The sequence below is a fragment of the Arthrobacter sp. S2(2024) genome (assembly GCF_036662515.1).
GTDB lineage: Bacteria > Actinomycetota > Actinomycetes > Actinomycetales > Micrococcaceae > Arthrobacter.
Genome location: NZ_JAYKZI010000001.1, coordinates 478,288 through 492,409, shown reverse-complemented (window position 1 = coordinate 492,409; position 14,122 = coordinate 478,288). Strand labels below are relative to the sequence as shown.

The 14,122-nt window shown below is 65.3% G+C and carries 11 protein-coding genes; 9 read left to right on the top strand and 2 right to left on the bottom strand.

Annotated features, from left to right (window positions below; all coding sequences use genetic code 11):
* The first annotated feature begins 145 nt into the window (after positions 1-145).
* The 7 genes from glyA to purU are packed head-to-tail and all read left to right on the top strand — an operon-like array spanning position 146 to position 8,944.
* Positions 146-1,516 (top strand): serine hydroxymethyltransferase, encoded by a 1,371-nt coding sequence (gene glyA, locus VLA65_RS02220; protein ID WP_284989680.1) that lies wholly within the window; start codon positions 146-148, stop codon positions 1,514-1,516.
* The gene (locus VLA65_RS02215) at positions 1,513-2,733 is read left to right on the top strand and encodes a sarcosine oxidase subunit beta family protein (protein ID WP_078106196.1); all 1,221 of its coding nucleotides are present in this window, start codon (positions 1,513-1,515) and stop codon (positions 2,731-2,733) included. The genes glyA and VLA65_RS02215 overlap by 4 nt, the downstream gene beginning before the upstream one ends.
* 24 nt (positions 2,734-2,757) lie before the next feature.
* Positions 2,758-3,072, top strand: coding sequence for a sarcosine oxidase subunit delta (locus tag VLA65_RS02210; RefSeq protein WP_306962150.1), 315 nt, complete (start codon positions 2,758-2,760; stop codon positions 3,070-3,072).
* On the top strand, positions 3,069-6,014 hold the full coding sequence (locus VLA65_RS02205; protein ID WP_332601673.1) for an FAD-dependent oxidoreductase: 2,946 nt from the start codon (positions 3,069-3,071) through the stop codon (positions 6,012-6,014). Before VLA65_RS02210 ends, VLA65_RS02205 begins: the two co-directional genes overlap by 4 nt.
* On the top strand, positions 6,007-6,642 hold the full coding sequence (locus VLA65_RS02200) for a sarcosine oxidase subunit gamma (RefSeq protein ID WP_284989683.1): 636 nt from the start codon (positions 6,007-6,009) through the stop codon (positions 6,640-6,642). The genes VLA65_RS02205 and VLA65_RS02200 overlap by 8 nt, the downstream gene beginning before the upstream one ends.
* A complete protein-coding gene (locus VLA65_RS02195; protein WP_059388143.1) occupies positions 6,642-8,033 on the top strand; it encodes an L-serine ammonia-lyase in 1,392 nt (463 codons plus the stop codon). Before VLA65_RS02200 ends, VLA65_RS02195 begins: the two co-directional genes overlap by 1 nt.
* A gap of 2 nt (positions 8,034-8,035) precedes the next feature.
* A complete protein-coding gene (purU, locus tag VLA65_RS02190) occupies positions 8,036-8,944 on the top strand; it encodes a formyltetrahydrofolate deformylase (RefSeq protein ID WP_332601672.1) in 909 nt (302 codons plus the stop codon).
* 42 nt (positions 8,945-8,986) lie between these two features.
* Here purU and VLA65_RS02185 read toward each other — a convergent pair whose 3' ends face one another.
* Positions 8,987-10,474 carry a PucR family transcriptional regulator gene (locus tag VLA65_RS02185; protein ID WP_332601671.1) on the bottom strand — a complete coding sequence of 496 codons (1,488 nt, stop codon included), beginning with the start codon at positions 10,472-10,474 and terminating at the stop codon, positions 8,987-8,989.
* A gap of 109 nt (positions 10,475-10,583) precedes the next feature.
* Here VLA65_RS02185 and VLA65_RS02180 point away from each other — a divergent pair, with 109 nt between their 5' ends.
* Entirely contained in the window at positions 10,584-12,095 is a 1,512-nt protein-coding gene (locus VLA65_RS02180; protein WP_332601670.1) for a purine-cytosine permease family protein, read from the top strand.
* Positions 12,096-12,106: 11 nt separating this feature from the next.
* Positions 12,107-13,060: a polysaccharide deacetylase family protein gene (locus VLA65_RS02175; RefSeq protein ID WP_332601669.1), complete on the top strand. Its 954-nt coding sequence runs from the start codon at positions 12,107-12,109 to the stop codon at positions 13,058-13,060.
* Between the two features lie 102 nt (positions 13,061-13,162).
* Here the strand turns inward: VLA65_RS02175 and VLA65_RS02170 are convergent, their stop codons facing one another.
* Positions 13,163-14,083, bottom strand: a complete 921-nt coding sequence (locus tag VLA65_RS02170; protein WP_442880142.1) for a matrixin family metalloprotease — start codon at positions 14,081-14,083, stop codon at positions 13,163-13,165.
* Positions 14,084-14,122 lie beyond the last annotated feature (39 nt).

Here is a 14,122-nt window from a genome sequence, read left to right as displayed (position 1 = left end):
CCCGTTTGCCACAATTCCAAGTCTGGCGGTTCAGTTGCCGCCGGACTGTTGACGGCTGTGTGATCTTCAACATACTATGGCAACAGTTCTAATATATCAGTTGCTGATTAGTCAGTAAATATAAGTATCTCAAAAGGAGACCACGATGGTTGAACCGCTGATCCGCCCACTCGCCCAGGCGGACCCGGAGGTTGAGCAGGCGATCGCCCAGGAACTCATCCGCCAGCAGTCCACGCTGGAAATGATCGCCTCCGAAAACTTCGCTCCTGCAGCCGTCATGCAGGCACAGGGCTCGGTCCTGACCAACAAGTACGCGGAAGGCTACCCCGGCAAGCGCTACTACGGCGGCTGCGAGCATGTGGACGTCATCGAGCAGCTGGCCATCGATCGCGTCAAGGCCCTCTTCGGCGCCGAAGCCGCAAATGTCCAGCCGCACTCCGGCGCCCAGGCCAACGCCGCAGCCATGTTCGCGCTCCTTGAACCGGGGGACACCATCATGGGCCTCGACCTGGCGCACGGTGGCCACCTGACCCACGGCATGCGCATCAACTTCTCCGGCAAGCTGTACAACGTCATCCCGTACCACGTCAGCGAATCCGACCTCCGGGTGGATATGGCGGAAGTGGAAGCCCTCGCCCTGGAACACCGCCCGAAGCTGATCGTTGCCGGTTGGTCCGCCTACTCGCGCCACTTGGATTTCGCAGAATTCCGCCGCATCGCCGACCTCGTGGGCGCCTACCTCATGGTGGACATGGCCCACTTCGCCGGCCTCGTCGCAGCGGGACTGCACCCCAACCCGGTGCCGTATGCCGACGTCGTGACCACCACAACCCACAAGACACTCGGCGGCCCGCGCGGCGGAGTCATCCTGTCGAAGGAACAATACGCACGCAAGATCAACAGCGCGGTTTTCCCCGGCCAGCAAGGCGGCCCGCTGGAGCATGTGATCGCGGCCAAGGCCGTGGCGTTCAAGATGGCGGCTGAGCCTGAATTCCAGGAACGCCAAGCACGGGTGCTGGAAGGCGCCAAGCTCCTGGCCGAACGACTCCTGAAGGACGACGTGGCCGCAGCGGGGATCTCGGTGGTCAACGGAGGCACCGACGTCCACTTGGTCCTCGTTGACCTGCGCCACTCGGAACTGGACGGCCAGCAGGCCGAGGACACCTTGCACCGCATCGGCATCACCGTGAACCGCAACGCCGTCCCGTTCGACCCCCGGCCGCCGATGGTTTCCTCCGGACTCCGCATCGGCACCCCGGCGCTCGCCGCACGCGGCTTCGGTGCCAAGGAATTCGCGGAGGTCGCGGACATCATCGCGACGGCGTTGATCGCCTCCGCCAGCACTGGCACAAACAGCAGCGGCACCTTGGGAGACGAGGCCGCCGTCGAACTCCGCGGGAGGGTTACCGCGCTCGCCGAGCAATTCCCGCTTTACCCGCACCTTTCCCAGGCTGGCAGCGGCAACGACGCCGCTTCCACCGAACTTGAGGCAGAAATGATTGGAGCAGCCCAGTGAGCGCAGACCAACTCCCCGAACACCCGGATTTCCTGTGGCGTAACCCGGAGCCCAAGGCTTCCTACGATGCCGTGATCGTGGGTGGTGGCGGCCACGGCCTGGCCACCGCGTACTTCCTGGCCAAGAACCACGGCATGACCAACATCGCCGTCCTGGAAAAGGGCTGGCTGGCCGGCGGCAACATGGCGCGCAACACCACCATCATCCGCTCCAACTACCTCTGGGACGAGAGCGCCGCCATCTACGAGCACGCCCTTAAGCTCTGGGAGATCCTGCCCGAGGAACTCGAATACGATTTCCTCTTCAGCCAGCGCGGCGTCATGAACCTCGCCCACACCCTCGGCGACGTCCGCGAAAGCGTCCGCCGCGTCGGCGCGAACAAGCTCAACGGGGTCGACGCCGAATGGCTGGACCCGCAGCAGGTCAAGGAACTCTGCCCCATCCTGAACATCAGCGACAACATCCGCTACCCGGTGATGGGCGCTACTTACCAGCCCCGGGCCGGCATCGCGAAGCACGACCACGTCGCCTGGGCTTTCGCCCGCAAGTGCGACGAGCTCGGCGTGGATATCATCCAGAACTGCGAAGTAACGGGCTTCCTGAAGGACGGCAACCGCGTGGTGGGCGTCAAGACCAACCAAGGAACCATCCACACCGAAAAGGTTGGCCTCGCGGCCGCCGGCCACAGCTCGGTCCTCGCCGAAATGGCCGGCTTCCGCCTCCCGATCCAGTCCCATCCCCTCCAGGCGCTGGTATCGGAGCTGCATGAGCCGGTCCACCCCACGGTGGTCATGTCCAACCACGTGCATGTCTATGTATCCCAGGCGCACAAGGGCGAGCTGGTCATGGGCGCCGGCGTCGACTCTTACAACGGCTATGGCCAGCGCGGTTCCTTCCACGTGATCGAGCATCAGATGGCTGCCGCCGTCGAACTGTTCCCGATCTTTGCCCGGGCCCATGTGCTCCGGACTTGGGGCGGAATTGTGGACACCACCATGGATGCCTCGCCGATCGTTGGACTCTCGCCGGTTGAGAACATGTTCGTCAACTGTGGATGGGGAACGGGCGGCTTCAAGGGCACGCCCGCTGCGGGCCTGACCTTCGCCCACACCATCGCCACGGGAACGCCGCACGAGCTCAACAAGCCTTTTTCACTGGAACGCTTCGAGACCGGTGCCCTGATCGACGAACACGGCGCCGCCGCCGTCGCCCACTAGCCGCAGCCTTTTAGGAGACCAACCATGCTGCTCATCAGCTGCCCCAATTGCGGGCCACGAGACGAAACCGAATTCCACTACGGCGGCCAGGCCCACGTGGCCTATCCGGAAAACCCGGACGCGCTGACGGACCGCCAGTGGGCCGAGTACTTGTTCTACCGCGACAACACGAAAGGCGCCTTCGCCGAACGCTGGGTACACAGCACCGGTTGCCGCCAATGGTTCAACATGCTCCGTGACACCGTCAGCTATGACATCCAGGCCATCTACAAGATGGGCGAACCGCGCCCTGATGTGAACACCACAGCAGCCACCACTCCGGAAGGAGCAACGAAGTGACCCCGCAGAACGCCCGCCTCGCCACCGGCGGCCGCATCGACCGCAGCATCTCCTGGCGGTTCACCGTGGACGGCCAGGAATACACCGGCCACCCGGGGGACACTGTCGCTTCCGCATTGCTGGCCAACGGCCGCATCAACGCAGGCAACTCCCTCTACGAGGACCGGCCCCGCGGCATCATGTCCGCCGGCGTGGAAGAATCCAACGCCCTGGTCAAGGTGGCTGCCCGCTTCCCCGGCCATGTCGCCGAGTCGATGCTTCCGGCGACCACCGTGTCCCTCGTGGACGGGCTCAACGTTGAGTTCCTGAACGGCCTCGGCAAGCTCGATCCCAACGAGGACCGCGCCGAGTACGACAAGAAGTACGTCCACACAGACGTCCTGGTGGTTGGCGGCGGCGTTTCCGGCCTCGCGGCAGCCCGCGAAGCCGTCCGCACCGGAGCCAGGGTCATCCTGATCGATGACCAGCCCGAACTCGGCGGCTCGCTGCTTTCCGGCTCCGCTGCCCCGGAACTCGCCGAAGTGATCGAAGGCAAGCCGGCGCTCGAATGGATCGCCGATGTCGAGGCGGAGCTCGTCTCCGCCGCCGAATGCACCGTCCTCAACCGCACCACGGCGTTCGGCTCCTACGACGCGAACTATGTGATCGCGGCACAGAACCGCACCGACCACCTCGGCAGCCCGGCCGCGGACGGCGTCTCCCGCCAGCGTATTTGGCACATCCGTGCCAAGCAGGTGGTCCTGGCCCCCGGTGCCCACGAGCGTCCGCTCGTCTTCGAGAACAACGACCGGCCCGGCATCATGCTGGCCTCGGCTGTCCGTAGCTACCTCAACCGCTACGCAGTCGCCGCCGGACGGCGGGTCGTCATCGGCACCACCAACGATTCGGCCTACTTGCTCGCTGCGGATTTGCTGGCCGCAGGCGTCAAGGTCGCCGCCGTCGTCGACGCCCGCCCCAAGCCCAGCGAGAAAGCGGCAACCGCCGTCGAAAGCGGCCTCCGCGTCCTCGTCGGCAGCGCCGTCGCCGATACCTCCGGCGCGGGGGAAAACGGCCGGATCGACGGCGTCACCATCCGCAGCCTCAACGACGACGGCGAAGTCACCTCCGGCGTCGAACGGATCGCTTGCGATCTGCTGGCGGTTTCCGGTGGCTGGAGTCCCGTGGTCCACCTCCACAGCCAGCGCCAGGGCAAGTTGCGTTGGGACGATGACCTGGCCGGCTTCGTGCCGAGCTCCGTGGTCAGGGACCAGCATGTTGCCGGTTCAGGCCGTGGCAGCTACGAGCTCGAGGATTGCCTGAGCGAAGGCGCATCCGCCGGTGCCGCGGCCGCTATCGCCGCAGGCTTCAGCACCCAGACGGTGCCTGTCGAGTTGAAGGCGCCCGTGGCCTCCGCCCCGACCCGCCAGTTGTGGCTGGTGCCGGGGCAGAGCGGAAACGCGGGGGAGTGGCACCACCACTTCGTCGACTTCCAGCGCGACCAGTCCGTGGCCGACGTGCTCCGTTCCACCGGGGCCGGCATGCGCTCGGTGGAACACATCAAGCGGTACACCTCCATCAGCACGGCCAACGACCAGGGCAAGACCTCCGGGGTCAACGCCATCGGCGTGATCGCGGCGGCCCTCAAGCAGGCTGGAGAGGCAGCCCGTGGCATCGGGGACATCGGAACCACGACCTACCGTGCCCCGTTCACGCCGGTGGCCTTCGCGGCGTTGGCCGGACGCCAGCGCGGCGAGCTGTTCGATCCCGCCCGCGTGACCTCCATCCACCCCTGGCACGTTGCCCAGGGAGCGCTCTTCGAGGACGTCGGCCAGTGGAAGCGGCCGTGGTACTACCCGCAAGCGGGCGAGGACATGGACGCCGCGGTGCTCCGTGAATGCGCCGCAGTCCGCGAATCCGTGGGCTTCATGGACGCCGCCACGCTCGGCAAGATCGAGATCCGTGGCAAGGACGCCGGTGAGTTCCTGAACCGCATCTACACCAACGCGTTCAAGAAGCTTGCCCCCGGTTCCGCCCGCTACGGGGTCATGTGCACCCCGGACGGCATGATCTTCGACGACGGCGTGACCCTGCGCCTCGACGAGGGCCGCTACTTCATGACCACCACCACCGGCGGCGCAGCCAAGGTCCTCGACTGGCTCGAGGAATGGCACCAGACCGAGTGGCCCGAACTCGACGTCGTGTGCACGTCGGTGACCGAACAGTGGACGACGATTGCCGTCGTCGGGCCGAAATCCCGCGCCGTGATCGCCAAAGTTGCCCCGCAACTGGCGGCCGACGGCGGGCTGGACGCCGAAGCGTTCCCGTTCATGACGTTCCGCGAGACCACGCTGGCCTCCGGAGTCCAGGCACGGGTTTGCCGGATCTCGTTCTCCGGTGAGCTTGCCTACGAAATCAATGTTCCGTCCTGGTACGGGCTCAACACCTGGGAAGCCGTTGCTGCCGCAGGTGCCGAGTTCAACATCACCCCGTACGGCACGGAAACCATGCACGTGCTGCGTGCCGAGAAGGGCTACCCGATCGTCGGGCAGGACACGGACGGGACTGTCACCCCGCAGGATGCCGGGATGGAGTGGATCGTTTCCAAAGCCAAGGACTTCATCGGCAAGCGTTCGTACAGCCGCGAGGACGCGGTCCGCACTGACCGCAAGCACCTGGTCAGCGTCCTGCCGGCGGACGGCTCGTTCCGTCTTCCGGAAGGCACCCAGCTCGTGGAAAAGGGAATCCCGGTCAACCCGGCTTACGGCCCCGTGCCGATGCAGGGCTTCGTGACCTCGAGCTACCACAGTGCCGCATTGGGCCGTTCCTTCGGCCTGGCTCTGATCACCAACGGCCGCAACCGCATCGGCGAGACCTTGGTGGCCTCCGTCGGCGACCAGTTGCTGGACGTCGTTGTCGGAGAAACCGTACTTTTCGACGCAGAAGGGACCCGTAAAGATGGCTGAAACAGCAACCCCCGCAAACCCTGAGACGCTCCGTGCGGCACGCCGCAGCCCGGCGTCGCACTTGGCACCGACCTTCGAGTCCGGCTCCGTGGCTGGAACAGTGGCGTTGAAGGAGATCCCGTTCCAAACCATGGTGGGGATCCGGGTTGACAGGAATTCCGACGCCGGAGCCCGCCTCGCGTCCGTGACAGGCGGCCTGCCGGCTGCCTGCGGCGACATCAGCGGGGGTGAGAGGGCCACCACCCTGTGGCTTGGGCCGGAAGAATTCCTGGTGGTCGCACCGGAATCGGCCCACGATTCACTGGGCGGAGACCTTGTCCGCGCCCTGGTGGAGGCCTTGGGCGACGACCCTGGACAGGTGGTGGACTTGTCCGCCAACCGCACCACCTTCGAACTGTCCGGGATCCGGGCGCGAGACGTCCTGGAGAAGGGTTGTTCGCTGGACCTGCACCCCCGCGCCTTCCGCACCGGAACGGCACTGGCCACGGAAATCGGCAACATCCCCGCCATGCTGTTCAAGACCGGCGAGGACAGCTTCCGGATCTTCCCGAGGGCGTCGTTCGCCGACTTCCTGGGCCGCTGGCTGCTTGACGGCATGAGGGAATACGCCTCTCCTGAGGTCCCCTGATGGCATTGAGCGTGCTTGACCTGTTTTCCATTGGCATCGGGCCGTCGTCCTCGCACACGGTCGGCCCAATGCGGGCGGCGAAGCAGTTCACCGACGGCCTGGAATCCTCCGGGCAACTCGCGGCAACGGTGCGCGTCCAGGCAGAGCTTTTCGGCTCGCTGGGCGCCACCGGCCGCGGCCACGGTTCGGACAAAGCCGTGGTGCTGGGACTACAGGGCCAATCACCGGAAACGGTGGACACGTCCACCGCCGATGACCAGGTTGCCGCGGCCGCCCTCGACGCCGAATTGCGGATAGCCGGACACCACCGCGTGGACTTCAACTGGGATGAAGACGTGGTCCTGCACCGACGCAAATCCCTGCCTGCCCACCCCAACGGCATGACCTTCCGGGCCCTCGACCACACCGGGGAAGTGCTCCGCGAACGGAGCTACTATTCGATCGGCGGCGGCTTCGTGGTGGACGGTGACGCGTCCGGAAACGACAAAGTGGTCGCTGACAGCACCGTGCTGCCCTATCCGTTCAGCACTGCAGACGAGCTCCTGGCGATCTGCGCACGGGAGGGCATGTCCATTTCCGATGTCATGCTCGCCAACGAACTCGTGTGGCGCAGCGAGGCCGAACTTCGCGAGCGGCTGCTGCAGATCTGGGCCGTCATGCGCGAATGCGTCGACAATGGCTGCGCCGCGGAAGGAATCCTCCCGGGAGGCTTGAACGTCAGGCGACGGGCGCCGTCGTTGTTCAAGTCGCTCAAGGCCACCGACGCCGGTCTGCAAGGCTCAAGCTCGGCAGACCCGCTGCTCGCCATGGAATGGGTGAACCTGTTCGCGCTGGCCGTGAACGAGGAAAACGCCGCGGGTGGCCGCATTGTCACGGCGCCCACCAACGGTGCGGCGGGCATTGTTCCGGCGGTACTGCACTATTACACGAAATTCGTGCAGGGCGCCGACGACGACGGCGTGGTCCGCTTCCTGCTCGCGGCGGCCGCCGTCGGGATCCTGTTCAAGATCAACGCCTCCATTTCCGGCGCCGAAGTCGGCTGCCAGGGTGAAGTGGGCTCAGCCTGTTCGATGGCTGCCGCTGGTCTGTGCGAGGTCCTTGGAGGCACTCCCAAACAAGTGGAGAACGCCGCGGAAGTGGGCATCGAACACAACCTTGGCCTCACGTGCGATCCCGTAGGCGGGCTGGTGCAGATCCCGTGCATCGAACGCAACGCCATCGCCAGCGTGAAGGCCATCAACGCTGCCCGTCTTGCCCTGCACGGCGACGGCAGCCACAAAGTGTCCCTTGATAAAGCCATCAAAACCATGCGAGAGACAGGAGCGGACATGAAAAGCAAGTACAAGGAGACCTCCCGCGGAGGCCTCGCCGTCAACGTAGTGGAGTGCTAGCCATGACTGTCACACAGAATGAATCCGCCCCGCGACCTGGAGCGGCCCTGCCGGCTACCACCGTTGAGCATGTCCTGACGCTCGATTGCCCGGAAACGCGGGGCATCGTGCACGCCGTCTCCGGCTTCCTCCTGGAACACGGCTGCGACATCATCGACAACAAGCAATTCGACTCCCAACTGGATCACCATTTCTTCATGCGGATCCACTTCGCATCGGAAGGTGACGAATCGACGATCGACTCGCTCCGGGAAGCCTTTGCGCCTGTTGCCGAAAAGTTCGGCATGCGCTGGCAGTTGCAACGCCACGGTGCCAAGCGGCGCGTCCTGATCATGGTCTCGAAGTTCGAGCACTGCCTCAACGATCTCCTGTTCCGGGCCCGTATCGGGGAACTGCCGGTCGAGATTGTCGGGGTGGTCTCCAACCATCCGGACCACAGGCGGACGGTCGAATGGCACGGCATTCCGTTCTTCCACGTGCCCGTCACCGCGGACACCAAGGCGGCGGCTGAAGGACAACTCCTTGACCTGATCGATCGCCTGGACGTCGAACTGGTGGTCCTGGCCCGCTACATGCAGGTCCTCAGCGACGATCTTGCCCGCAAGCTCGACGGCCGGGCCATCAACATCCACCATTCATTCCTGCCCAGCTTCAAAGGTGCCAAGCCGTACCACCAGGCTTACGCCCGGGGCGTCAAGACCGTGGGTGCCACCGCGCACTACGTCAACGGTGAGTTGGATGAGGGACCGATCATCGCCCAGCAAGTGGTCGAAGTTGACCACACCTTCGGTCCTGACGACCTCGTGGCAGCCGGCCGCGACACCGAGTGCAAAGCACTCAGCAACGCCGTCCGCTGGCACTGCGAAGGCCGCGTGATCCTGCAAGGCAACAGAACCGTAGTGCTCAAGTAGCGTTTGAACGGCCCACCCAACGGTGGGCCGTTCAGGCGTTGCCTAAAGCCGCGCCAAGCGTGTTGCCACGTGAAGCGCGACGAGCCTGCCCGTTCCCCGGGGGTCCCCGCCGCACAACTCGAAAATCCGCTGGAGCCTGTGGTGCATCGACTGCCGTTCCAAGTGCAGTTCCCGTGCCGCGTGAGCGGTATTGCACCCCGTATCCAGCCAGACGGCCAACGTCCGCATCAGCTCCGAGCGCCGCAGCTCGTCATGCTCGACGACGGCGCCGAGCTGCCGCCGCACGAATCCCTCACGGACTGCCGCGTCGAGGCTTCCTTGTGCCAGTCGCTCGACGGCGAAGTCCTCGGTGTCGACCACGCCGTTCGCGGCTCCCGGCCCGGACCCCGGCATGAGCTCGAGCGTCCGGCGCGCCTCTGCCAGTGACCATGGCGCCTCGCCGATTCCCTGCGCCAGCGGACCCACGGCGATGACCGAGCCGTCGGGGACCTCGAGGGCCTCAAGCGCATGGATGAGCGCGATGCGCGAACCCACTGCCCTGGTGCGGGGAAGCGCGGCCAAGGCAATCAATTCCGCGTTGTCCGCGTAGCTCGCGCTTTGCGGAACCGTGCCGTCCAGGATGCCGTCGAGCCGTGTCCGGAGCTGCCCCGCCGCAGGGGAACGCACCACGACGGCGGCCACCGGGCCGCTGGCGGGAAACCCCGACGCCGGTCCCAATTGCTGCAGTCGCCATGACTGCGTACCCGAACTGACGGCCCGCATGAGTTCGATGCCGGCAAGTTCCTTGAGTCCCGGCGGCATGCGTTGCAGCAGGGCCAAGCCGAGGATATCGACGCACCGCTCGCCGGCCACCTGCGCGAGGTTGGCGTCGCCGTCGTCGGGCACTTCCAACTCCAGCCGGGCCGCAAGGACGCCGCGGACGGGCACATCGACGGTGGTGGTGGTCCAGGACTCGGGCTGCGCGGCCGCCGTCGCGCTTCCCAAAGTGATGCCCGACGGCGAGACGAGCCTCGCGCTGGAACCCGTCCGGCCGGCCAGCACCGCGAGGAGTTGATCCAGTCCGCCTCCGTGCGCGAGTTCCGCCGCCATGGCATGGCTCGTTTCGTCACCGAACTGCAATTGTGCGACCGACTCACTGACAAGGAGCGAGTTGATGGCTTGCATGATGCCGACGAAAGGGGCCACTTTGCACAACTCGATGATGGGGAGCCCGGCCTCCTGGCCGGCGTCGAGCATGGACTCCGGAATTGCGGGCAGCTCGGGACCCGTTTCGATCGCCAAAGCGGTGATGCCGCGCGCCGCCAGTTGGCGGACGTAGTCCACGCGCCGCTCGTCCGAGGCGGTGGCGAGGGCCTGCCCGCCGCTCAGGAGCAGCTCTCCGCCCCGCAGCAACGGAGCGATGTCCAGCACTTCGCTTGAATGGACCCAACGGAGCTGCCGGGACAGTGCCTCGGGCACATCCGTCCGGAGAACTGGTTCGGCGGCTTTCAGGCTTTCGTGTTCGAAGGCGTCGGCAAGGAGCAGAGACATGACACTCCGTAACTAATTATTGGAATCTATCGTACACATCGTATCTTGTTGCTGTGATGTGGGGCACATACATTGAAGGAGTCCCTTTCCTACACGGAGGATCCCCCCAATGCACGAGAACTTATCCACTGCGACGCCTGGGGCTGCAACGGCGCAGACCGACGTCGAACAGAACCTGCAGTCCATTCCCGAATCAGCGCGTACCCGCAGCGTAGCGGGCCAATTCTGGATCTGGGCAGGCGCAAACCTTGCCCCCATCAACTGGGTCCTCGGGGCCCTCGGCGTCCAGCTTGGACTGGGCTTTGCCGATACCGTCACGGTCCTGGTGGTGGGAAACCTGATCGGCATGGCGCTCTTTGGCTTGTTTGTCCTCCTGGGCCAGCGGACCGGTGCCACCGGCATGGTCCTGGCCCGGGCCGTCTTCGGCCGCCGCGGCAACTACCTCCCGAGCGCCATCCAGGCACTCCTCGGAATCGGTTGGTGCGCCGTCAACACCTGGATCATCCTGGACCTCGTGATGGCACTCCTCGGCAAGCTCGGCATGGTCGATCCCGAGCAGCCCAACGTAGGCCCCAAGATCCTGGTGGCCTTCCTGATCATGTCCGCCCAGGTCACCATCGCCTGGTTCGGCTACAAGGCCATCGCGGCTTTCGAGAAGTGGACCGTCCCGCCCACCATCGTGGTGCTGATCGCGATGTCCGCCGTGGCCTGGTTCGGCATGAACATCGATTGGGGTTACGCAGGCCCTCCCGGTGCTGTCCTTGAGGGCGGCGCGCGGATCGCGGCCATGACCACCGTGATGACGGTTATCGGCATCGGCTGGGGGATCACCTGGTTCACCTACGCGGCGGACTATTCACGCTTCGTCAGCAAGTCCGTCCCCAAGCACAAGGTCTACCTGGCCTCCGTATTCGGCCAGTTCCTCCCGGTGGTGTGGCTCGGCATCCTTGGCGCCAGCTTGGCAACGAAAAGCGGCACGGCCGATCCCGGCCACCTCATCGTGGACAACTTCGGCGTGCTGGCCATCCCGGTGCTCTTCCTGGTGCTGCACGGTCCCATCGCGACGAACATCCTGAACATCTACACCTTTTCGGTAGCTGCCCAGGCGCTGGACATCAAGGTCAAGCGTCGCTCCTTGAACCTCTTCGTCGGACTCCTTGCCCTGGTCGGCGTCGTGTTCTTCATCCTGCAGGAGGATTTCGCGTCAACGCTGAGCACGTGGCTCGGCGGGCTCGTGGCGTGGGTAGCCGCGTGGGGAGGCATCATGTTGGTGCACTACTTCTGGGTGGACAAGCGCAGCCCCGTAGCAGTCGACCGGCTCTTCGACCCTGTGGGTACCCGCCGGCTCCCGGCGTTCAACTGGGCCGGGATCACCGCGCTCCTGGTAGGCATCTTTGCCACGTGGCTGTTCATGTACGGCGTCCTGCCGATCATGCAAGGCCCCATCGCCACGGCCATGGGCGGGATCGACTTGTCCTGGCTGGCAGGCGGACTTGTTGCCGCGGCAGTCTATGGCGCGCTGGGCCCACGGGTCCATGCCCGGTACCTTCCGCTGTCTTCCGAGACCGCAGCGTCGCAGCCGCTTGCGGAAGACGCCGTCGCCAATCTGGTCAACGACTGAAAGGACACCCGATGACCACCAACGCTTTCCCCGACGAGGCACACTCGATCACTTGGCCTGAAGGCTTCAGGGCAGCGGCGTCCTTCACCTTCGACGTCGACGCCGAATCCTGCACCATCGCGCACGATCCCACGAGCACCAGGCGCATGTCCCTCATGAGCCACCAGTCCTACGGCCCGAGGGTTGCTGTTCCGCGACTCTTGAAGATCCTCGAGCGCCAAGAGATCCAGGGAACCTTCTTCATCCCGGGATTCACGGCGGAAAGCTACCCGGACGTGGTGCGGCGGATCGTCGACGGCGGCCATGAAGTCGCCCACCACGGCTACCTGCACGAGCCAATGCAGGGAATCGACGCCGCCACCGAGGCCAACTACCTGGACCGCGGGCTCGACGCGCTCGCGAAGGTAGCCGGGGTCAGGTCGGTCGGCTACAGGGCACCGTGGTGGGAGCTCAACTGGCATTCGCCGGCGCTGCTCGCGGACCGTGGCTTCCTCTACGATTCAAGCCTGCTCGACGGCGATGCCCCCTACCGCATGGCGGTTGCCTCGGATTCGGGTGATTCGCGGGACATCGTGGAGATCCCGGTGGATTGGGCCTTGGACGATTGGGAACAATACGCGTTCTATCCGGGAGTGACAGGCAGCGGGGTCATCGAGAGTCCGGCCAAGGTGTTGGAGATGTGGACCCTCGAAGCCGAAGCCCACCACACCCAAGGCAGCTGTTTCGTCTTGACCAACCACCCTTTCATCTCCGGCCGTCCGTCCAAGGCGGTTGCCTTGGAGCAGCTGATCGGACGAGTCAAGGCCATGGACGGGATGTGGGTGACCACCTTGGAACGGATCGCCGAGCACACCAAGGCCACGGTGAACGAGATCCACAGCCACGCCCGGATCGAGGTCCCGTCCTACCCGGGCGCAGGAGCCAGCTTCACGTCCGCCCGCGTCCTACTACCCGCCCCCAACTAAGCCCGTCCCCACCCAACTGACTCGCAGTTGTTGTCGTTATCAGGGCCCAAAACGACACCTAATGCGAGCTAGTTGGGTGGGCCGGGCTAAGGGTGGGCCGGGCTACAGGTCGGTGCGGCACAGAGCGGTGTGGAGTTTGTAGAGTCCATTCAGGTCTCCGGCCGCCAAACCATCAGGGGCGCCGATCTCCGGGTACATGAGCTGGATCGGATCGTCTACGTGGTCAAGGCCAACCACGTGGCCAAGTTCGTGTTGGATCACTGCGGAGACGTAATGGGCGCCGCCGGAGACGCCCAGCAGTTCCGTGATTTGCGGGGCGTCCAAGTCCAGGCTTCCCGAGACGTAGCTCTTGGGTCCGGTGCCGAAGCTGTACATGGTGCTGCCGCCGGTTCCGATGACGGATCCTGTCAATGCGGGAGCCGCCTCGGGAGTGGTCCAGGAAATCAGCAGCGGGGCCCAACGGTCTCCGTAGAGCGCGGGCTGGTACGGCTTGCGCTTCTCGGAGGGGGTTTCCTTGCTGGTGCCGTCGTCAACGAATGTGAGGCCCGTAGCAGCGGCAATCTTTGCAATGGCGTCGGCGATGAGCCCCTCGGATCCGGCCGGGGCGAGAGCCGCGTTGACCACGTAGTGCAGTGGCCGGCACGGAGAGTAGCCCACGGGGGTGCCGTCGGCATTGGTGGCCAGGAACTTGAAGGAGTTGCTGGCCACCGCAGGCTTGGCGGGGGAGCCAAGCGGGTGGCCGGCTTCTTCCAGGCCAGGCGGCGGTGTATCCGGCGCGCGGGCCGCCTTTGGCTGACCCTGTCCGGGAGCCCCGCCCGGCCCGGAGCTGCTTGCCGTGGCGTGGGCGGACGGGGCCAGGTTCGGAAGCAAGCCGGTGATTCCAGGGTCGCCCCGGAGGAATCCACTGACCAACACGGCTACGGCAGCGACCACCGCCACCAGCATCAAATTTCGGAACAGCGCGAGCGCGGTGCTGGGGCGCTTGGGCGGCGGGCCGCCGTCGTACCCGTAGTTTGAATGCAAGTCTTCCCCCAAATCCCTGTACCGGGCACCCCAGCGGGC